Below are 18,729 nucleotides of genomic sequence, written 5' to 3'. Positions count from 1 at the left end.
GTTTCAGGGCTTGCGCGTCGTCAGAAGCGGCCACCCACCGTGAGGCTGCCGTCGACCAGCGCCCCGCTCGCGTCGTCCGATACCGCCGCGTCCGCGAAGTTGTCGTCCACCAGCACCCGCCACGTGCCGCGGATGCCCGCTGTCAGCGCCCCAGCGTTGAACTCGATGCCCGCCGCCAGCGGCACCTCCTCCATCAGGTCCGAGGTGTACGTATCCCCCGAGCCTCCCCGCACGTACACGTAGGAGACGCCCAGCCCCGCGCCTACGAAGGGACGGATCTGCTCGAACGGTGGCGATATCTTCAGCAGGGTGGTGGCGCCATGGCGGATGAACGAGGGCGCCTCGGCGGCCCGGAAGCGGTCATCCGTCACGTCGTTCTTCGAGCCTTCGTAACCCATCTCGAAGCCCAGCACCTTGTTGGGCTGCAGGCTGAGGGTTGCACCCCAGGTGGGCCCCGTCGCGGACAGCTCGCCGAGATCGCCCGTGTACCCGCCGATGCCGCCATCCACGAAGATGTTCACATCTCCTTGCTTGTCCTGCGCCATCGCGGTACCCGCCACTCCCAGCCCCAACGCCAGCGCCGCCAACCGGATGCCCCTGCGTGTCATGCAGCCCTCCTTGTCCACTGCTGTGCAATCCAAGCTGTGCATCCCGCGAGACGGGTGCGGACGGTGGGCATCCCTGGAGCGCCTGGCCGCTCGTCTGCTGTGTGGACGGGGCACCGAGCGTCAGGTCGGGTTTCTTCTGACAGACTTCCAAAGTAGACTGTGGGTGTATTGGCCCGGAAGCCCATGGGGGGCATCCGAGGAGGGTAGGCGAACGTGCGTTGGTTGATGCCGGAGGTGCCCCAGGACCAGGCTGCAGTGCTGGCCGCTGAGCTCGGGCTGCATCCGCTCTCCGCGCGTGTGCTCGTGCACCGCGGTCTGCGCACCCCCGAGGCCGCTTCGGCCTTCCTGTCCGACAAGCTGGCAGATCTGCCCGACCCGTTCCGGATGAAGGGCATGGTCGCCGCCGTGGAGCGCCTGTTCCGCGCCATCCGCGAGAAGGAGTCCATCACCCTCTACGGCGACTACGACGTGGACGGGGTGTGCTCCACGTCGCTGCTGGCCCTGTTCCTCCGGGAGCTGGGTGCGCGGCCGGCCACCTACATCCCCCACCGGTTGGACGAGGGCTACGGCCTCAACCTCCAGGCGGTGGAGAAGATCGCCGCGGACGGCACCCGCGTGCTGGTGACGCTCGACTGCGGCATTACCTCCGTGGCGGAGATCTCCCGGGCTCGGGACCTGGGCCTGGACGTGGTGGTGGTGGATCACCACACCGTGCCGCCCACGCTGCCTCCGGCCGTGGCGGTGCTCAACCCGCACCAGCCTGGCTGCGAGTACCCCACCAAGCACCTGTGCGCCGCGGGCGTGGCCTTCAACCTCTGCATGGGCCTGCGCAAGAAGCTGCGCGAGGACGGCTGGTTCGCCACCCGCAAGGAGCCCAACCTCAAGTCCCTGATGGACCTGGTGGCCATGGCCACGGTGGCGGACGTGGTGCCGCTCACTGGTGCCAACCGCATCCTCGTCCACCACGGCCTCCAGGAGCTGACGGCGGGCCGCCGTTACGGCGTGCGTGCCCTCAAGGAGGTCGCCGGCCTGGAGGCGGACAGCCCCGTCACCGCCGGCCAGGTGGGCTTCCGTCTGGGGCCTCGCATCAACGCCGCCGGCCGGCTCCATGACGCCTCGCTGGGCCTGCAGCTGTTGTGCTCCGAGACCCTCGATGCGGCGCGCTCGCTGGCCCAGGTGCTGGACCGGGCCAATGCCGAGCGGCAGGGCATTGAGAGCAGCATCCTCACCGAGGCGCTCGCCCAGGCGCAGGAGCGCGCCGAGCATGCGCGCGGCTTCGTCCTCTACGCCGAAGGCTGGCACCCGGGCGTCATCGGCATCGTCGCTTCGCGCGTGGTGGAGCGCTTCCACCGTCCCACGGTGATGGTGGGCGTGAAGGACGGGGTAGGGAAGGGCTCGGCGCGCAGCATCGAGGCCTTCCACCTCTACGACGCGCTCAGCGGCTGCGCGGACCTGCTTGCCCGCTTTGGTGGGCACAAGCACGCCGCCGGCCTCACCATCGAGGCCAAGAACCTGCCCGCCCTGCGCGAGTCCTTCGAGCGCATCGCGAAGCAGCGGCTGACGCCAGAGGACCTGATTCCCCGCTGCAAGGTGGACGCGGTGGTGGGCGTCAAGGAGCTGGACGAGTCCGCCGTGGAGGCGCTGCAGAAGCTGGGGCCCTTCGGTCAGGGCAACCCCGAGCCCGTGCTCGTGCTGCGCCACCAGGTGGCCCGCCCACGCGTGCTCCCGCACAAGTCCGGAGGCGCTGGCCACCTCAAGCTGGCCCTGGTGGACGCGCCCGCCGTGGATGCCATCGGCTTCGGTATGGCGGATCGGCTGGCGCTCACCGAGGGACCGGTGGATCTGGCCTTCCAGGCCAGCTTCGACACCTTCCGCGGTCAGCGCCGGCTGTCCCTCAAGCTCAAGGATTTGCGCGTCGCGGCCTGAGTCCTCAGGCGATGCCCCAGCGCACCCGTCCCGGCGTCAGCAACGCGCCGGCTCGGGCCAGGTCGTTCATCCGGAAGCGCTCCGCCTGCTTCTCGAACGCCGTGCGGCACCGCTCCGAGCAGAAGAAATACCGCCGCTTCTTGTACTCCGTGGACGGCCGCCCATCGGGCGCCTCCAGGTGCTTGCCACAGACCGGATCCAGGTGTTGCTTCGCCACGTCCTTCATTCCCCGCCTCCCCAACCAGACTCACCATCCTGCCCGGGCTCAAAGCAGCGCGCATGCCAGCGCCGGGCCTCGTGGATTCGCGGGGTTGCGGGCGGGCAGGTGTGACGAGAGGTGGCGGGCTCACCCGCGAAGGTGAAAACTTTTCCCAGCCCGCGGGTGCTGGTGGCGCATGGCCCACGGGCTCTCTGTCCTTGGTACCAGCACTTGCACTGTGTCCTTCGTCACGAATCGGGGCGATAGTCCCCGCCCACTCCCACCTCTTGTTCCTCCGAGTCCGTTATGTCCGCTGCGCGCTTGTTGGCCCTGGCCTGTCTTCTCCTGCTTGCCGCGTGTAGCTCCCGGGCGGACAAGGCGCCGAAGGGCCCTCTGGACGACATCTCCGCCGTGTACCGGAGCGGCGCGGTGGAGGAGGCGGTGACCCGCCTGCGCTCGCACGTGCAGGCCGAGCCGCGTGATGACCTGGCCTGGACGATGCTCGGCCATGCCTTGCTGGACCTGAACCAGGTGGACGAGGCCGACGCGGCCTACGCCAGGGCCGTCGAGCTCAACCCCCGCCGCATCGAGGCCATCACCGGCCAGGGACGGCTCTTCCGCATCCGCGAGCAGTACGACAAGGCCATGGCCGCCTATGAGCGGGCGCTCGCCATCGACGACTCCTACGCCCAGGCCTACTCGAGCATGATGGTGGTGGCCCTGAAGCTGGGCCAGCTCGACAAGGCCATCGCCCACGGCGAGAAGGGGTACTCGCTGGACAAGGCCGACCCCGTCATCGCCGCCAACCTCGCCATCGCCTACCACTACGCCGGCAACACCGAGAAGCGCGACCAGATGACCCAGGCCGCGCAGCAGCTCGGGTTCAAGGGCATGGACATGCTGCGGAAGGTCTACGCGGGGGAGGTCGACGTCAGAAAGTGAGGCGGGCTCGCGGGCTCAACCTGGGGCCCTCGATACCCTCACCCCGTCCCTCTCCCGAGGGGAGAGGGGTTGTGGGTCTTGATGGAGCAGGGGGGGCTGGGAAGAGGCAGGGACGGGGCAGGGTACTCAGAACGCGGTGCCGAGGCTCGCGCCCACGAACGTGTCGTCCTGGTAGCCGCGGCGGAAGCGCATCAGCTCCACCCGCCACGCCAGCCGCACGTTCGACTCCATCGACACCTTCGTCCGGCCTCGCAGTCCCAATCCGTACTGGATCAGCGGCTTCATGCCGTCCATCGGCGTCAGCTTGCCGCCAATCTCCACCGTCGTCTGCTCGTACGCGAAGCCGCCGCCCACCTGCGCGTAGAGCCCGTAGTCCGAGGACTCGCCGAACGTCAGCTCGTACGCCGGCGCGATCGTCGCGTAGTGCAGCTTCGTGTCTCCCACGATCAGCTTCGTGCCCTCGCGCACTCCGGCGAACGAGTAGCGCACGTCGAACCAGAGCGCCTCGCGCAGCGTCTCCGAGCCCAGCAGCCGCCCGTACTCCCACGTGAAGCGGCCGCCCACCGCCGGCAGCGCATCGCCCAGGAGCTGTCCGCGCGGACTGCTCAGCATCAGCACGCCGCCCAGGGCCTCGAAGGCCACGCCCGTGTTCGGGTCGTCCACGCGCGCCATCCGCTGGTAGCCCTGCTCCTCCTCCCCCTCGGCGGCCCGGCGGAATTCCGAGGCCGTGTCCTCCTCGACCCGGCGCCGGCGCTCCTCCCTCGTCTGCCGCGGCTTCTCCTCGTCCGGGTACTCGTAGGGCGTGTCCTCGCCCTGCAGGCGCTGTCGGCGCGCGCTGTTCTGCTGCCCGGACTCCTCGTCCGGGTACTCGTAGGGCGTGTCCTCGTCCTCCTGGGCGAACGCAGGCGTGGCGAGGGTGAGCCCCCCCAGGAGACAGGACAGGAGCCAGGAATGCGGGTGGGCGGTCTTCATGGGGTGTAGATCGAGGGGCAGGCGGAGGTGGTGGTGGTGCTTTCCGGGCAGGAGTCCTCGTCACCGGTGAGCTCGGTGACGGGGATCTGCAAGTGCGTCACCAGGTTGGTGCACACCGCGTTCTTCAGCGTGACGTTGCCGCGAGGAATGTGCCGGACGATCGCCCTGGCTGCCTTGCTCAGCGTGAACTCCGACTGGTTGTCCAGGTACATCCGGGTGAGCTCGTACAGGCCCGGCTTCAGCGGATCCGTATCCGCGTAGGCCGCCACCAGCGCGCGCGCCAGCACCTGGCGGTCCGCCGCCGACGTCGAGGCCTTGTAGAGCGCGCTCGCGAGCATGGTGCCCACCTGGTACTCACGGCCGGAGAACGTGGTGTTGAAGTTGCCGCCGTAGAGCTGGGTGTACAGCTCCTTGCTCATGCACCAGTTCTTCGACAGGTCGCGGTCCTCCACGAGCTGCCCCTCGAAGGAGGTGGACAGCACGCGCGTGTTGCAGCCGAAGCTCGTCTGGCACGAGGCCACGTAGGCATGGAAGTCCGCCAGGCCCTCGTCCAGCGACTTGAGGACGTTCAGGCCCGGCGTGCTCCCTCCGACCCCTCCCCATTGCTGGATGGGCGCGGGGATGCCGCTGCCCCGGTACACCCTGCGGTTGAAGACCAGGTGCGCGTACTCGTGGGTGAGGATGGAGGCGTTGAGGGCCAGCGGCGCCTTTTCGATGGCCTTGAAGGGCAGCACCAGGAAGGACTTCACCGGCGAGAAGAAGATGGCGTTGTCCACCAGCGGATCGTCGCTCGTGTCCGCGAGGACGAACTCGGGGAAGTAGTAGGCCGTCGTCTGCGGGAGATCCGCCTGCTTCACCTCGGCGATGGTGGTGAAGTACTCCCAGGCGCGCTCGAGGTTGTAGTACGTGGTGACGAGGTTCCACGTGTGGAAGTCCGCCGGCCACAGCACTCCCGCCGTGTCGGTGTTGTAGCTGGCGGTGACGGGACGGCCCGCGTCCTTCAGCAACGCGCGCAGGTACGCCTCCTCGTCCTTGGCCGCGTTGGCCTCGGGATCTTGCGAGTCCAACCGGATGTGGGCGCCTCCCACCATCTTCAGCACCGTGCCTTCCATGGCCACGATGTCGGTGATTGTCTTGAGCTCCACTTCCGTCGGCGCGTACTCACCATTGCTGGAGAGCACGAGAGCTCGCACCTTCATGGGACTCTGGGTGGGCGGCGCGCACGACACGGTCAGCGTCGCGAGCGCGGCGGCGGCTGTCAGCTTTCGGACCATGTTGGCCTTCTTACTACGGGTCCGGTGGCCATCTGAAGCCGGGTCAGAAGGTGAGCGCGGAGCCCAGCGTGGCGAGCCCCGAGCGCAGGGGCTCCTCACCCTCCATCTCGAAGTGGTCCGACTGGAGCGACAGCGAGGCCCACATCACTTGTCGAAGAGGAGCAGCCGGGCGCCCAGCGAGGGGCGGGCCAGGAAGAGCGGCTCCTCCTGGCGGAAGAGGGTCGCGTCCTGCCGATCCTCGCGGGTGAACACCTGGCGTCGCAGCCCGTAGCGGGTGAGCCCCAGGCCCAGCAGGTCCAACCCGTACTCCATGTCCGAGAAGCCCGCCGAGTCATAGGCCGCCGCGAGCTGCACCCCGAGGCTGGAGTAGCCGGTGCGGGCGGACAGCGCCGGCAGGCCGAGCAGCGGCCGGGCAGGCGCCAGCGCGGTGGTGCTCGTCTTGGGCAGGCCCCCGTTGACGAGGCCGGAGAGGAGCCAGTGTTCGGAGAGGGCGTGGTCCACGCCCACCGAGAGTTGGTGGGACAGGGCGGTGTCCGACTCCATCCGCGCACCGGTGTAGCCGAGGGTGAGGAAGGTCTCGTCCTTGTGCAGCTCCACGTCGCTCAGCAGGGCCCAGGTGCGCATGGAGCCGCCAGCGCTCACCTCGGCCATTACCGCGCCCGCGCGAGCCTCCGAGGCTGTCAGCAGCAGGGCCCACGCGCTCCAGATGGCGGTTGCCACCTGCTTCACGTGCAGTCCCGGGCTTCCTTCTCGGATTCCTTGACGCACCATTTCCACGCTCTCTATGGTGCCGCCCTTCCAACCCCCCTCCGTGCAGGCGGTGTCATGGCGGTCCCGTTCATTACCGAGGTCAAGCGTACTCATACCTGCGGCCAGCTCACCAAGGCCAACATCGGCGAGGAGGTCGTCCTCTTCGGCTGGGTGCAGAACAGGCGAGACCACGGTGGCGCCGTCTTCATCGATCTGCGTGACCGGGAGGGCCTGACCCAGGTGGTCTTCGAGCCGGACATCGCCAAGGAGGCCCACGAGCTGGCCGGGCAGCTGCGGCTCGAGTACTGCATCGGCATCAAGGGCAAGGTCGCCTCGCGCGGCTCCCAGGTGAACCCCAAGCTCAAGACGGGTGAGATTGAGATCAAGGCCACGGACCTGACCATCTTCAACCGCTCCGAGCCCACGCCCTTCCTCGTCGAGGACAACATCGACACGGCCGAGGACAAGCGTCTGGCCTACCGCTTCCTGGATCTGCGCCGCAAGCCGCTGCAGCAGTCGCTGATGACGCGTTCCAAGATGAACGCCATCACCCGCTCGTACATGGTGGACAACCGCTTCCTGGAGCTGGAGACGCCCTTCATGGGCAAGTACACCCCGGGTGGCGCGCGCAACTTCCTGGTGCCCAGCCGGCTCAACCCGGGCAAGTTCTACGCCCTGGCCGAGAGCCCCCAGCTCTACAAGCAGCTCTTCATGGTGGCGGGCTTCGACCGCTACTTCCAGATCGTCAAGTGCTTCCGCGACGAGGACCTGCGCCTGGACCGGCAGCCCGAGTTCACGCAGATCGACGTGGAGATGAGCTTCGTCACCCAGGACGACATCTTCACCATCATCGAGGGGCTCATCAAACGGCTGTGGGGCGAGGTGCTCGGCATCGACGTGCCCACGCCGTTCATGCGGATGGACTTCTACGAGTCCATGGCGAAGTACGGCAACGACAAGCCGGACCTGCGCTTCGGGCTGGAGCACATCGTGCTCACGGACCTCATCAAGCAGCACGGCGCCGCGGGCGGCGTGCCGATGATGTGGGAGGCGGTGGAGCAGGGCGGAATCGTCAAGGCCATGGTCATCCCCGCGGACAAGCCGATGAGCCGCGCGGAGAGCGACAAGCTGGAGGACTTCGCCAAGCAGAACGGCGCGAAGGGACTGGCGCGCGCCAAGGTGGGCGAGGGCGGTGAGTGGACGCAGTCGCCGCTGTCCAAGACGATCACCCCGGCGCTGCGCCAGGCCATCAACCAGGCGTGCAACGCGAAGACGGGAGACCTCCTCCTGTTCCAGTTCGGCCGCGAGTCGCTGGTGCACACGGTGATGGCCAACCTGCGCGTGCACGTGGCCAAGAAGCTGGGCCTCATCCCCGAGTACGGCAGCGGCGGCGTGTGGAAGTTCCTCTGGGTGGTGAACCCGCCCCTCTTCGAGTACGACGAGGAGACGAAGACGTGGGCGGCGGCGCACCACGCCTTCACGCGGCCGCACGACGAGGACGTGCAGTACCTGCTGACGGATCCGGGCAAGGTGAAGTGCCACCGCTACGACGTGGTGCTCAACGGCTTCGAGATCGGCGGCGGCTCCATCCGTCTGCATGACCCGAAGGTGCAGGCCGAGGTCTTCAAGGCGCTGGGCATCTCGGACGAGGACGCGCGGGCGAAGTTCGGCTTCCTGCTGGACGCGCTCAAGTTCGGCGCGCCGCCGCACGGTGGCATCGCGCTGGGCATGGACCGGCTGGTGATGCTGCTGACCGGGGCCGAGTCGCTGCGTGACGTCATCCCGTTCCCCAAGACGAAGATGGGCACGGACCTGATGACGGGAGCGCCGGGCGACGTGGACGACAGGCAGCTGCGCGAAGTGCACGTGCGCCCCGTGCCGCCTCCCCAGAAGTAGTCAACTTCCCCTCTCCCCCTGGGAGAGGGACGGGGTGAGGGTGCCCGGGCCCGAGGGCTCGCGAGCACCCTCGTTCCCCAGATCTGGAACCCTCGGATGAAGACGTTCCTCGTGGTGAATCCGCGCAGTGCCGGAGGCCAGACGGGCAAGCGCTGGGCGGAGATCTCGGGCCAGGTGACCCGGGCGATCGGCGACTTCGGCTTCGGATTCACTGAGCAGGCCATGGATGCGGTGCGCCTGACGCGCGATGCGCTCCGGGATGGCTACGAGTGCATCGCCGCCGTGGGAGGCGACGGTACCGTCAACGAGGTGGTCAACGGCTTCTTCGCTGATGGCAAGGCCATCAACCCCAACGCGGCCCTGGGACTCATCCCCCGGGGCACCGGTGGCGACTTCCGGCGCGCCTTTGGCTGGGAGCTGGATCTGGACTCGGCCCTCGAGCGGCTGCGCACCGACAAGACCGAGCCCTTCGACGTGGGGCTCGTCGAGTACGTCAACCACGAGGGCAAGAAGGAGTCGCGCTACTTCGCCAACATCGCCTCCTTCGGTGTGAGCGCGGCGGTGGCCCACGAGGTCAACATCGGCAGCAAGGCGCTCGGCGGTAACCTGAGCTTCCTTTGGGGCACGGTGAAGACCATGGCGAAGTACAAGGACCGCCGGGTGCGTCTGCGCGTGGACGGTGGCGAGCCCGAGGAGATGGGCATCACCGTCGTCGCCGCCTCCAACGGCCGCTACTTCGGCAGCGGCATGTGCGTGGCCCCGAGGGCCATCACCCACGATGGTCTGTTCGACCTGACCATCTGGCACGACTACGGCCTGTCCGACTTCATCATCAAGTCCAAGGGCGTCTACAACGGTGACCACATCACCTGGAAGAAGACGCGCTACCTCCAGTGCCGCACCCTGGAGGCCGAGACCGACGAGGAAGTGTTCCTGGAGATGGATGGCGAGGTGCCCGGCAAGCTGCCGTGCCGCATCTCCATCCTCCCTGGCGCCATCCGTCTGAAGGTGTAGTCCGCACTCCCGGTGGATTCGCATGCTCCTTCTCCCTCTGGGAGAGGGGACATCCAGGCCATTCTCCGCTCGCTCGTCCGGGTCGCCCGAAACCGCGAAACTCGGGCTGAGAGGATGAGAAGGCCGTGAATCGAGCCACAACCCGATTCGATTGACCCTCGATCATCGGGCCGCTAGGTAGGGGTGCTTTTCGAAAGACCGAGCCCTACCTCCTGACCGCGCTCCCCCGCGTGGTTGGTGTGCGCTCTGGCTCCGTTTCACCCTCACTTGTCAGAGTTCAGGTCCTGGATCGTCCAGGGAACGCCCCATGCAATCCGCTCGAAACCGGACGCCCTTCTTCTCCACCCTCGCTCTCGTTTCCGTCGTGGTGGGGGGCACGGCTTGCAAGCCACCCGAAGCGCCCCCTCCGGCCGCTCCTCCGGCGGTGGAGGTGGGAACGATCACGGTGCAACCCTCGAGCATTCCGGTGCTCGATGAGTTGCCGGGACGCATCGCTCCGATGAGGAGTGCCGAGGTGCGTCCGCGTGTGTCCGGCATCATCGTCGAGCGCGTCTTCCGGCAGGGAGGCAGCGTGAAGGCGGGGGACGTGCTCTTCAAGCTCGACGCGTCGATGTACGAGGTCGAGCGTGCCAGCGCGAGGGCCGTGTTGGAGAGAGCCGAGGTGACGGCCGTGGAGGCCCGCCAGCAGGCGGAACGGGGCGAGAAGCTCCTGGCCAGCGGCGTCGTCACCCAGGAGCAGCACGAGACGCTCCAGGCGGCCCTCCGGCGTGCCGAGGCCGATGTGGCGGCGGCCCGGGCGGCGGTGCGCCGTGCGGAGCTCAACATGGAGTACACGACGATCCGCGCACCCATTGGAGGAAGGATCGGCCGGGCCCTGGTGACGGAAGGCGCGCTCGTGAACGCGGGAGATCCCACGGCGCTCGCGCTCATCCAGCAGCTTGATCCGGTCTACGTGGACTTCACCCAGCCCGCGATGGAGCTCCGCCGCCTGCGCCAGGCCTTCAAGGACGGGCGCATCCAGGGCAGCACCCCCGAGCAGGCGAACGTCCAGCTGCTCCTCGACGATGGCTCCCACTATGAGAAGGCGGGGCGGCTGCTCTTCTCGGACGTGACGGTGGATCCCGGCAGCGGCCAGGTGACGCTGCGCGGTGAGTTCCCCAATCCGGACGCCGAGCTCCTTCCTGGCATGTACGTGCGGGGACGCGTCGAGCAGGGCACCCTGAGCGAGGCGCTCGTCGTGCCTCAGCAGGCCATCCAGCGCGACAACGCGGGCAAGTCCCAGGTCTTCGTGGTCGGGGGCAAGGGCACCGCCGAGGTGCGCCCGGTGCGCGTCTCCCGCACCTACCAGGAGCAGGCGGTGATCCAGGACGGCCTGAAGGCGGGCGATCAGGTCATTGTCGAGGGCTTCCAGAAGATTGGCGCGGGCGCACCGGTCAAGCCTGTGTCCTGGATCGCGCCTGGAGCCGGCATCAATCCCTCCCAGCCTCGATAGGGCCCACCGCCATGCCTCGTTTCTTCATCGACAGGCCCATCTTCGCCTGGGTCATCGCGCTGTTCATCATCATGGGGGGCGTGCTCGCCATCCCCAACCTGCCGGTGGCGCAGTACCCCAGCGTGGCGCCGCCGCAGATCACCATCTCGACCTTCTATCCGGGCGCGTCGCCCGAGGAGCTCTACCAGAGCGTCACGCGCATCATCGAGGAGGAGCTCAACGGCACGAAGTCGTTGCTCTACTTCGAGTCGACCAGTGAAGCGACGGGAGCGGTCACCATCACCGCGACCTTCGCGCCGGGGACGGATCCCGCCCTGGCCGCCGTCGATCTCCAGAACCGTGTCAAACGGGTCGAGCCCCGGTTGCCGCTCGCCGTGTCGCAGCAGGGCCTGCAGATCGAGGAAGCGAGCAGCGGCTTCCTCATGCTGGTGACGTTGCAATCCACCCATGGCACCTTCAATGAGATCGGCCTGGGGGATTACCTCTCGCGCAACGTGCTCAATGAGTTGCGGCGAATCCCGGGCGTAGGCCGGGCGCAGCTCTTCTCTTCCGAGAGCGCCATGCGCGTCTGGGTGGACCCAACCCGGCTGCGGGGCGTGGGCCTCACTGCCCAGGATGTGACGAACGCCATTCGCGCGCAGAACGCCCAGGTCGCGGCGGGCTCGCTCGGCGCCCAGCCCGGACCGTCGACCCAGAAGGTCGCGGCGACCGTGCTGGTGAAGGGCCAGTTGACCTCGCCCGACGAGTTCGGCGCCATCGTGCTTCGCGCGAACGCGGATGGTTCCTCCGTGCGCCTGCGGGACGTGGCCCGCGTGGAGCTGGGCGGGCAGAACTATTCCATCTCCTCACGCCTCAATGGCCAGCCGAGCGCGGCGATCGGCATCCAGTTGTCCCCCACGGGCAATGCACTCGAGACCTCGACGGCGATCCGCGCGAAGATGGAGGAGCTGTCCCGGTTCTTCCCGGCGGGCATCGCCTACGACATTCCCTATGACACGGCCCCCTTCGTGGGAGTGTCCATCGAGAAGGTCCTCCACACGCTCGCCGAGGCGGTGCTCCTGGTCTTCCTGGTGATGTTCCTGTTCCTCCAGAACATCCGCTACACGCTCATTCCCACCATCATCGTCCCCATCGCCCTGCTCGGTACCTGCGCGGTGATGTTCGCCATGGGCTTCTCCATCAACGTGCTCACCATGTTCGCCATGGTGCTCGCGATCGGCATCCTCGTGGACGACGCCATCGTGGTGGTCGAGAACGTGGAGCGCATCATGAGCGAGGAGGGCCTGTCTCCGCGCGAAGCCACGCAGAAGGCCATGAAGCAGATCACGGGAGCCGTCATCGGCATCACGCTCGTGCTCAGCGCCGTCTTCGTGCCCATGGCCTTCTTCCCCGGCTCCGTCGGCGTCATCTACAAGCAGTTCTCGCTGACCATGGTGGTGTCCATCCTGTTCTCGGCGCTGCTCGCCCTGTCCCTGACGCCGGCGCTCTGCTCGACCTTCCTGAAGCCCGTCACTCGAGGGCACGCGCACGCGAGCTCGGGGTTCTTCGGCTGGTTCAATCGTGGCTTCGAGCGCACGTCCCACGCCTATCGTGGACTCGTGGGCCGTACCCTGCACCGTGCCGGCCGGTTCATGGTCATCTACGCCGCGGTGCTCGCGGCCCTCGGCTGGCTGTTCGTCCAGCTCCCCTCGTCCTTCATCCCGAGCGAGGACCAGGGCTTCATCATCCTCGGGGTGCAGGGGCCACCGGAGGCCACGGTCAACCGGACGCTGGACGCGGTGGTCCAGATGGAGAAGACGCTGCAGGCGGAACCAGGTGTGGACCGGGTCGTGGCCATCCTGGGGTTCAGCTTCTCCGGCCAGGGTCAGAACGCGGCCTTGAGCTTCGCGACGCTGAAGCCGTGGTCGCAGCGAGGCGCGGATGACAGTGCCGACGCCATCGCCGCACGGGCGAACATGGCGCTCTCGGCGGTGCGGGATGCCTTCATCTTCGCGCTCTCGCCCCCGCCCATCGAGGGACTGGGAAACACGGGCGGCTTCTCCTTCAGGCTGGAAGACCGGGCGGGCCTGGGACAGGAGGCGCTCGCCGCCGCGAGGGATCAACTGCTGGCCGCCGCCGCCCAGAGTCCCATCCTCACCGGCGTGATGTTCGAGGGGTTGGGGAACTCGCCGCAGGTCGAGCTCCGCATCGATCGTGAGAAGGCCAGTGCGCTCGGAATCACGTTCGCCGAGATCAACGAAACGCTCTCCACCAACCTGGGCTCGGCCTACTCCAATGACTTTCCCAACGCGGGCCGGATGCAGCGGGTGATCGTCCAGGCAGAGGGAAGCCGACGCATGCAGACGGAGGATCTCCTCTCGCTCAACGTGCGCAACCGCGAGGGGACCCTGGTGCCCTTCTCCGCCTTCGCCACGGTGGACTGGCGGGTGGGGGCGTCCCAGGTCATCGGCTACAACGGCTACCCCGCGGCCCGCATCAGCGGCAACGCGGCTCCCGGCCATTCGAGCGGTGAAGCCCTCCTGGAGATGGAGCGTCTGGCGAGTCAGCTCCCGCGCGGGTTTGGTTTCGACTGGAGCGGGCAATCCCTGCAGGAGATCCAGTCGGGCTCGCAGGCCCCGTTCCTGATCGCCCTGTCCATGTTGTTCGTGTTCCTGTGCCTGGCCGCCCTCTATGAGAGCTGGTCCATTCCCCTGGCCGTGTTGCTCGTCGTTCCCCTGGGAGTGCTCGGCTCGGTACTGGCCGTCATGTTCCGGGACATGAGCAACGATGTGTATTTCAAGGTCGGACTCATCACGATCATCGGCCTGTCGGCGAAGAACGCCATTCTGATCATCGAGTTCGCCAAGGAGCTCCGGGAACAGGGCAAGCCGCTCCTGGACGCGGCGCTCGAGGCCGCGCAGCTGCGCTTCCGTCCCATTCTCATGACCTCGCTCGCCTTCACGCTGGGCGTGGTTCCGCTCGCCATCGCGAGTGGGCCCGGCGCCGCCAGCCAGCGAGCCATTGGCACGGGAGTGCTCGGGGGAATGCTGTCCGCCACGGTGCTCGCGGTGATCTTCGTGCCGGTCTTCTACGTCTTCATCATGCGGCTGCTCAGCGCGCGGACCGTGGAGACCGGAGAGGCGCGCCTCCCAGAAGCCACGAATTGATGGCGTCTACAACGGCGACCCCATCACCCCCGGGCCGCCGCGAGCAGTTCTCGCCGGCGGCGCAGGGGCTCCTTCACGGGGTCCCACGTGCCACAGAGCCAGGGCAGCAGCTCGGTCCGGATGGCCTTCACCACCTCCTGGGCGGCCTGCTCCGGGGGGAGCGGAGGCGGTGAGTCCGCGCTGGAGCCAAAGGACATGGTGATGACGGCCATCCCGGAGAGCGCTCGGCACACGGCGTGGAGGCAGGAGCCGAGATAGCCCCCGGGCATGTGCCGTGGTTTGCCGTTCGGGTTCCATTCCTCCGGCGGTTCCTTGGAGGTCACACACATGGTGGCGTAGGTGATGGCCCAGGAGGCCGAGAACGCATCCGGGGCGCAGAACATCTGGCTGGGGACGTTGTTGCCCAACCGCACCGCCTGCTTCGCGTTCTCCTCGGTGGGAGCGACTACCCAGTCCTCCAGGGCGATGAGGCCACTCCGGGGCCCCTCGTCGTCCGGGTACTTGTCGTCCCAGAGCGCCACCACGCGGCGCGCGGCGGCCAGCGCCATGCGGACACACAGCTCGCGCCCGAAAGGCAGGAAGCCCTCGGCCCACCGCGCGAGTGCCCGGGCCGGGGTCTCTTCCCCTGGCGGAAGTCCTTCCTGGAGCAGCCTTGCGATGCGCTCGTCTCCCGCTGGGTCCGGCGAAGGCGCGGGCCTGCTCCGGTACAGCTGATCCCGCAGGATGCCGTCGACGACTGCCTCCACGTGGGCTCGTATCACGGCACCGCCCTGAAGCCGGCCCAGTATGGGAATGAGGGACTCGCCCCGGGCCCCCAGTCCCTCCACGAGCCGGAGGGCCTTCAGGCCCGCTTCCATGCGCTTCGAATTCGCCTCGCTGCCCTCTACTTTCTGGATCTCCTCCACCAGCAACGGGAAGGCGCGAGCTGGGTCGGCTCTGGCGAGGAGGCGCAGGGCGGGAATCCGATTGTTGTCGTCCAGGATGACCTGCTCCGTGAGCGCTACGCACACCTCGTCATCCCACTCCGGAAGCTGGCCGAGGATGCGGAGGGCGTACCAGCGCACCCACTGGTACGAATCTCCCAGCCGCTCGAGTGCTGCGCGTCGAACTTCGGGCGGCAGCGGCCCATCGAGCTGTGTCAGCACATGCGCGGCATGGAGGCGGGTCTTCGGCTCGTGTCTGCTCGCGAGACACACGAGGAGCGCGCGGATGAGCACGCCATCCGGCTGGGGCCGCAGTTTTGCCAACACGTCGAGCGCCTGCCTCTGCACGCGGGGACTGCGCACGCGGAGCGTCCTCAAGAGCGCCGGAATGACACAGGTCGGCGCGGGCTCCATGAGCCCCAGCGCTTCGAGACAGAGGGAACGAATCCGCAGGTCCTGCTTCGGTCTGGGGGCCAGCCGCTCCGTGTACAGCGTGTCCACGAGTGCCGGAACCGCCGCCAGCCCGATTCGGGCCACCATGTTGACGGGAGCCGTCTCCGCCTCCGAGTCTGGAGGCCGGGGGAGGGCGAAGGCGGCCACCCACTCCCGGGGAGTTCGCCCCTCCATCCGCCACCCGGTCCGTTGGAGCTCGTCCTCCAACCGCCGCAGTGACGAGAGGTCGTCTGGCCTCGCCTCTGGCCCGAGGTTCTTGAACTCCTCGCTCATGAAGCGAAGGTTAATCCATGCGGTCTACGGTGAGGACCTGAGCGCGCGCCCCTCCCGAACGGCCCTGACGAGGGCGCTTGCGGCCACCTCGCAGTCATCCGCTGAGCAGATGGCAGACACCACCGAGACGCCGTCTGCCCCCGCGGCGATGACGGCCGCGGTGTTGGCGGTGGTGATGCCACCGATGGCCACGACCGGGATGGGCAGTAGGCGGCGCAGCCGGGCGAGCTCCTCCAACCCGAGCGCTGGAGTGGCGTCCGACTTGGAGCCGGTAGGGAAGATGGGGCCTAGGCCCGCGTAGTCCACCACCGCCGGGTCCAGCGTGGGCAGGTCTGCCGGCCCTGTGATGGACAGGCCCACCAGTGCGTCGGGTCCCAACAGCCGTCTGGCCACCTCGGGCGGCAGGTCTCCCTGTCCCACGTGGACTCCGTCCGCGCCCAACGCCAGCGCCAGGTCCACTCTGTCATTGACGATGAGTGGCACCCCAAGCGGCCGGAGCCGTTCGAGCAGCGCTCGGCCCAACTCCAACGTCTCGCGCGCCGAAGCCTCCTTCTCGCGCAACTGCACCACGGTTGCTCCGCCACGCACCGCGGCGAGCACCACGTCTACCAACTCGCGCCCGCGCGATAGCAGGCGGTCAGTGACGAGATAGACGGACAGATCTGGGACACGGCGAGGCATGGCGGGAGTCTCCTCAGCGCACGCGGGCGCGGGCCCGCACGGTGGCCTCGTCCAAGGTGTAGAGCGCGTCCAGCAGGTGAAGCTGCAACGAGCCCGGTCCCTTGGACTGCTCGGCGGCGAGCTCTCCGGCCAGACCCAGCACGGCGAGGGCACGCGACGCGGCCAGCACCGCATCGGGCTCCACCGCGAGGAAAGCGCCCACGAGCGCGGACGCCGTGCACCCCATGCCCGTTACCCGGGACATGAGCGGGTGGCCGTTGTCCACCGCCACCACGCGGGAGCCGTCGGTGATGTAGTCCGTCTGGCCCGTGACGGCCACCACGGTGCCCAGGCTGGAGGCCAGCCGCCGTGCCGCCTCGAGCGAGGCCTCAGAGGATTGGGTGCTGTCCACCCCGCGCGTGGCGCCTGCCTCGCCCGCCACCGCGAGCACCTCCGAGGCATTGCCGCGGATGACCGCCGGAGCTTGTCTCATCAGCTCGGCGGCGGTGGTGGTGCGATAGCGCGTGGCTCCGGCACCCACCGGATCCAACACCCAGGGCACCCGGGCCTGGCGCGCGGAGTCGATGGCCAGCCGCATGCCCTCCACCCAGTGCGGTGAGAGGGTGCCGATGTTCACCACGAGCGCCTGCGAGATGGCCGCGAAGTCAGCCACCTCCTCACGTGCATGCACCATGGCGGGCGAGGCCCCCACGGCGAGCAAGGCGTTGGCCGTGTTGTTCATCACGACGTAGTTGGTGATGTTGTGCACGAGCGGAGAGCGCTCCCGCACCGCCTTCAGCGACTCCCACACCCCTGAGATCAGATCCACCGTGAGTTCCTCTCCAGCCATTCCCGTCCGGCCAGCGGTTTTGACATAGCAGGCCGCCTCTCCCTGTTCCTCATACGACGTGCTTCGCGCGCGGCCTCATGCACGGTGGAGCCCTACCGTTGGACGGTGCCGGAATAGCCCGTTGCGCCCCAGGCACGCTCCGTATGGGAGGCCTCCGTATCGGATGTGGTTCGCAGGTGCCTGGCCCCCCGCACGTCAGGCGGGCGCGCGGCGTGCGACTTGACCTTGGAAGTTCGGCCGTTACGACTTACTCTAGGAATAGAGTACGCCGGAGCGCGCCATGCCAGACCGTGACCCCTCCCAGCTCGATCTCTTCACCGGGGCTCCCAGCCCCACGCCGCCCCGCGGGCGCCGCCGTGGCCACGCGGAGCCCGTGGGCCCTGCCGAGCAACCCGAGGAGGTGAGGGCGCTCGGGGAGCAGCTTCCTCCGGGCCTGCACCTGGGCACCTCGTCCTGGACCTTCCCGGGCTGGACGGGGCAGGGGCTCGTCTACGACCGTGAGGTCACCCCGGCGCGCCTCTCCCGCGAGGGGCTCGCCGCGTACGCCCGGCACCCTGTGCTGCGCACCGTGGGCGTGGATCGGACCTTCTATGCCCCCATCCCCGCTGCCACCTTTACCGAGTACGCCGCCCAGGTGCCCCCCGGCTTCCGCTTCCTCGTGAAGGCGCACGAGGCCTGCACCCTCTCACGCTGGCCCCTGCACCAGCGCTATGGCGACCTGCGAGGTCAGCCCAACGACCGCTTCCTCGATGCCGCCTATGCGCGCGACCTGGTGGTGGCTCCCTTCGTCGAGGGGCTCGGTGAGAAGGCCGGGCCGCTCGTCTTCCAGCTCCCGCCGCAGGATCCGCAGGACCTCGGTGGGGCGGGGCCCTTCGTGGAGCGGCTGCACGCCTTCCTCGCCGCGCTGCCCCGCGGGCCCCTCTACGCTGTCGAGCTGCGCAACGAGTCGCTGCTGACGGAGGCCCTGGCTCAAGCGCTCGCGGACGTCGGCGTGTGTCCTGTGCTTGCCGCCTGGAAGAACATGCCTCCCGTGGAGCGTCAGGCCGTGCGCTTGCGTGCGCTGCAGGCCCCGGCCCTCGTGGTGCGCTGGATGTTGCCTCCGCACCTCGAATACGAGGAGGCCCGCAAGCGCTTCTTCCCCTTCGACAAGCTGGTGGAGGAGGACGTGCGCACCCGTGATGCCATTGCCCGTGCCAGTGCTGCCGCGCTGCGCTCTGGCCGGCCCGTCTTCGTGACGCTCAACAACAAGGCGGAAGGAAGTGCACCTCTTTCCGCCGTGCTTCTGGCGCGAAGCGTCATGTCACGCACACGAAACATGCCCAGTGTGGACTCTTGATCCATCCAAGTGTGC

15 protein-coding genes are annotated in these 18,729 nt (G+C 68.1%); 7 read left to right on the top strand and 8 right to left on the bottom strand.

Annotation, left to right across the window (positions count from 1 at the left end; all coding sequences use genetic code 11):
• Positions 1–20: 20 nt before the first annotated feature.
• Positions 21–608, bottom strand: coding sequence for an outer membrane beta-barrel protein (locus OV287_RS35140; RefSeq protein ID WP_267538409.1), 588 nt, complete (start codon positions 606–608; stop codon positions 21–23).
• A gap of 213 nt (positions 609–821) precedes the next feature.
• Between OV287_RS35140 and recJ the strand changes: the two genes are divergently transcribed.
• Entirely contained in the window at positions 822–2,534 is a 1,713-nt protein-coding gene (gene recJ / locus OV287_RS35135; RefSeq protein ID WP_267538408.1) for a single-stranded-DNA-specific exonuclease RecJ, read from the top strand.
• A gap of 4 nt (positions 2,535–2,538) precedes the next feature.
• Here recJ and OV287_RS35130 read toward each other — a convergent pair whose 3' ends face one another.
• A complete protein-coding gene (locus OV287_RS35130) occupies positions 2,539–2,760 on the bottom strand; it encodes a YHS domain-containing protein (protein WP_267538407.1) in 222 nt (73 codons plus the stop codon).
• 279 nt (positions 2,761–3,039) lie between these two features.
• Here OV287_RS35130 and OV287_RS35125 point away from each other — a divergent pair, with 279 nt between their 5' ends.
• Positions 3,040–3,675, top strand: coding sequence for a tetratricopeptide repeat protein (locus tag OV287_RS35125; protein WP_267538406.1), 636 nt, complete (start codon positions 3,040–3,042; stop codon positions 3,673–3,675).
• A gap of 126 nt (positions 3,676–3,801) precedes the next feature.
• Here OV287_RS35125 and OV287_RS35120 read toward each other — a convergent pair whose 3' ends face one another.
• The 3 genes from OV287_RS35120 to OV287_RS35110 form a co-directional block, all read right to left on the bottom strand.
• On the bottom strand, positions 3,802–4,647 hold the full coding sequence (locus OV287_RS35120; RefSeq protein WP_267538405.1) for a hypothetical protein: 846 nt from the start codon (positions 4,645–4,647) through the stop codon (positions 3,802–3,804).
• Positions 4,644–5,921, bottom strand: a complete 1,278-nt coding sequence (locus tag OV287_RS35115) for a hypothetical protein (RefSeq protein WP_267538404.1) — start codon at positions 5,919–5,921, stop codon at positions 4,644–4,646. The genes OV287_RS35120 and OV287_RS35115 overlap by 4 nt, the downstream gene beginning before the upstream one ends.
• A 144-nt stretch (positions 5,922–6,065) precedes the next feature.
• Entirely contained in the window at positions 6,066–6,692 is a 627-nt protein-coding gene (locus OV287_RS35110) for a hypothetical protein (protein WP_267538403.1), read from the bottom strand.
• A gap of 54 nt (positions 6,693–6,746) precedes the next feature.
• On the opposite strand from OV287_RS35110, the gene aspS reads away from it, so the two are divergent.
• The 4 genes from aspS (at position 6,747) to OV287_RS35090 (ending at position 14,219) form a co-directional block, all read left to right on the top strand.
• Complete coding sequence (aspS, locus tag OV287_RS35105) at positions 6,747–8,567, top strand: aspartate--tRNA ligase (protein WP_267538402.1); 1,821 nt, start codon at positions 6,747–6,749, stop codon at positions 8,565–8,567.
• Between the two features lie 96 nt (positions 8,568–8,663).
• The gene (locus OV287_RS35100) at positions 8,664–9,581 is read left to right on the top strand and encodes a diacylglycerol/lipid kinase family protein (RefSeq protein ID WP_267538401.1); all 918 of its coding nucleotides are present in this window, start codon (positions 8,664–8,666) and stop codon (positions 9,579–9,581) included.
• A gap of 307 nt (positions 9,582–9,888) precedes the next feature.
• On the top strand, positions 9,889–11,073 hold the full coding sequence (locus tag OV287_RS35095) for an efflux RND transporter periplasmic adaptor subunit (protein WP_267538400.1): 1,185 nt from the start codon (positions 9,889–9,891) through the stop codon (positions 11,071–11,073).
• A gap of 11 nt (positions 11,074–11,084) precedes the next feature.
• Entirely contained in the window at positions 11,085–14,219 is a 3,135-nt protein-coding gene (locus OV287_RS35090) for a multidrug efflux RND transporter permease subunit (protein WP_267538399.1), read from the top strand.
• Between the two features lie 23 nt (positions 14,220–14,242).
• Here the strand turns inward: OV287_RS35090 and OV287_RS35085 are convergent, their stop codons facing one another.
• From OV287_RS35085 to thiM, 3 genes are read right to left on the bottom strand one after another with little or no spacing between them, the layout of a single operon-like run.
• Positions 14,243–15,868, bottom strand: a complete 1,626-nt coding sequence (locus tag OV287_RS35085) for a HEAT repeat domain-containing protein (RefSeq protein ID WP_267538398.1) — start codon at positions 15,866–15,868, stop codon at positions 14,243–14,245.
• Positions 15,869–15,892: 24 nt separating this feature from the next.
• On the bottom strand, positions 15,893–16,549 hold the full coding sequence (thiE, locus tag OV287_RS35080; RefSeq protein ID WP_267538397.1) for a thiamine phosphate synthase: 657 nt from the start codon (positions 16,547–16,549) through the stop codon (positions 15,893–15,895).
• Between the two features lie 13 nt (positions 16,550–16,562).
• The gene (gene thiM / locus OV287_RS35075; protein WP_267538396.1) at positions 16,563–17,357 is read right to left on the bottom strand and encodes a hydroxyethylthiazole kinase; all 795 of its coding nucleotides are present in this window, start codon (positions 17,355–17,357) and stop codon (positions 16,563–16,565) included.
• Between the two features lie 301 nt (positions 17,358–17,658).
• Here thiM and OV287_RS35070 point away from each other — a divergent pair, with 301 nt between their 5' ends.
• Positions 17,659–18,714, top strand: coding sequence for a DUF72 domain-containing protein (locus OV287_RS35070; protein ID WP_267538395.1), 1,056 nt, complete (start codon positions 17,659–17,661; stop codon positions 18,712–18,714).
• Positions 18,715–18,729: the final 15 nt, after the last annotated feature.

The sequence above is a fragment of the Archangium lansingense genome (assembly GCF_026626635.1).
GTDB lineage: Bacteria > Myxococcota > Myxococcia > Myxococcales > Myxococcaceae > Archangium > Archangium lansingense.
Note: the sequence above shows the minus strand (reverse complement) of the source record. Positions and strands in the feature narration are given on the sequence as shown.

What these genes read in the sequence shown, in the direction of transcription:
- OV287_RS35140 (WP_267538409.1), bottom strand. Translation starts at nt 608, where the DNA reads ATGACACGCAGGGGCATCCGGTTGGCGGCGCTGGCGTTGGGGCTGGGA.
- OV287_RS35130 (WP_267538407.1), bottom strand. Translation starts at nt 2,760, where the DNA reads ATGAAGGACGTGGCGAAGCAACACCTGGATCCGGTCTGTGGCAAGCAC.
- OV287_RS35125 (WP_267538406.1), top strand. Translation starts at nt 3,040, where the DNA reads ATGTCCGCTGCGCGCTTGTTGGCCCTGGCCTGTCTTCTCCTGCTTGCC.
- OV287_RS35120 (WP_267538405.1), bottom strand. Translation starts at nt 4,647, where the DNA reads ATGAAGACCGCCCACCCGCATTCCTGGCTCCTGTCCTGTCTCCTGGGG.
- OV287_RS35115 (WP_267538404.1), bottom strand. Translation starts at nt 5,921, where the DNA reads ATGGTCCGAAAGCTGACAGCCGCCGCCGCGCTCGCGACGCTGACCGTG.
- OV287_RS35110 (WP_267538403.1), bottom strand. Translation starts at nt 6,692, where the DNA reads ATGGTGCGTCAAGGAATCCGAGAAGGAAGCCCGGGACTGCACGTGAAG.
- aspS (WP_267538402.1), top strand. Translation starts at nt 6,747, where the DNA reads ATGGCGGTCCCGTTCATTACCGAGGTCAAGCGTACTCATACCTGCGGC.
- OV287_RS35100 (WP_267538401.1), top strand. Translation starts at nt 8,664, where the DNA reads ATGAAGACGTTCCTCGTGGTGAATCCGCGCAGTGCCGGAGGCCAGACG.
- OV287_RS35095 (WP_267538400.1), top strand. Translation starts at nt 9,889, where the DNA reads ATGCAATCCGCTCGAAACCGGACGCCCTTCTTCTCCACCCTCGCTCTC.
- OV287_RS35090 (WP_267538399.1), top strand. Translation starts at nt 11,085, where the DNA reads ATGCCTCGTTTCTTCATCGACAGGCCCATCTTCGCCTGGGTCATCGCG.
- OV287_RS35085 (WP_267538398.1), bottom strand. Translation starts at nt 15,868, where the DNA reads ATGAGCGAGGAGTTCAAGAACCTCGGGCCAGAGGCGAGGCCAGACGAC.
- thiE (WP_267538397.1), bottom strand. Translation starts at nt 16,549, where the DNA reads ATGCCTCGCCGTGTCCCAGATCTGTCCGTCTATCTCGTCACTGACCGC.
- OV287_RS35070 (WP_267538395.1), top strand. Translation starts at nt 17,659, where the DNA reads ATGCCAGACCGTGACCCCTCCCAGCTCGATCTCTTCACCGGGGCTCCC.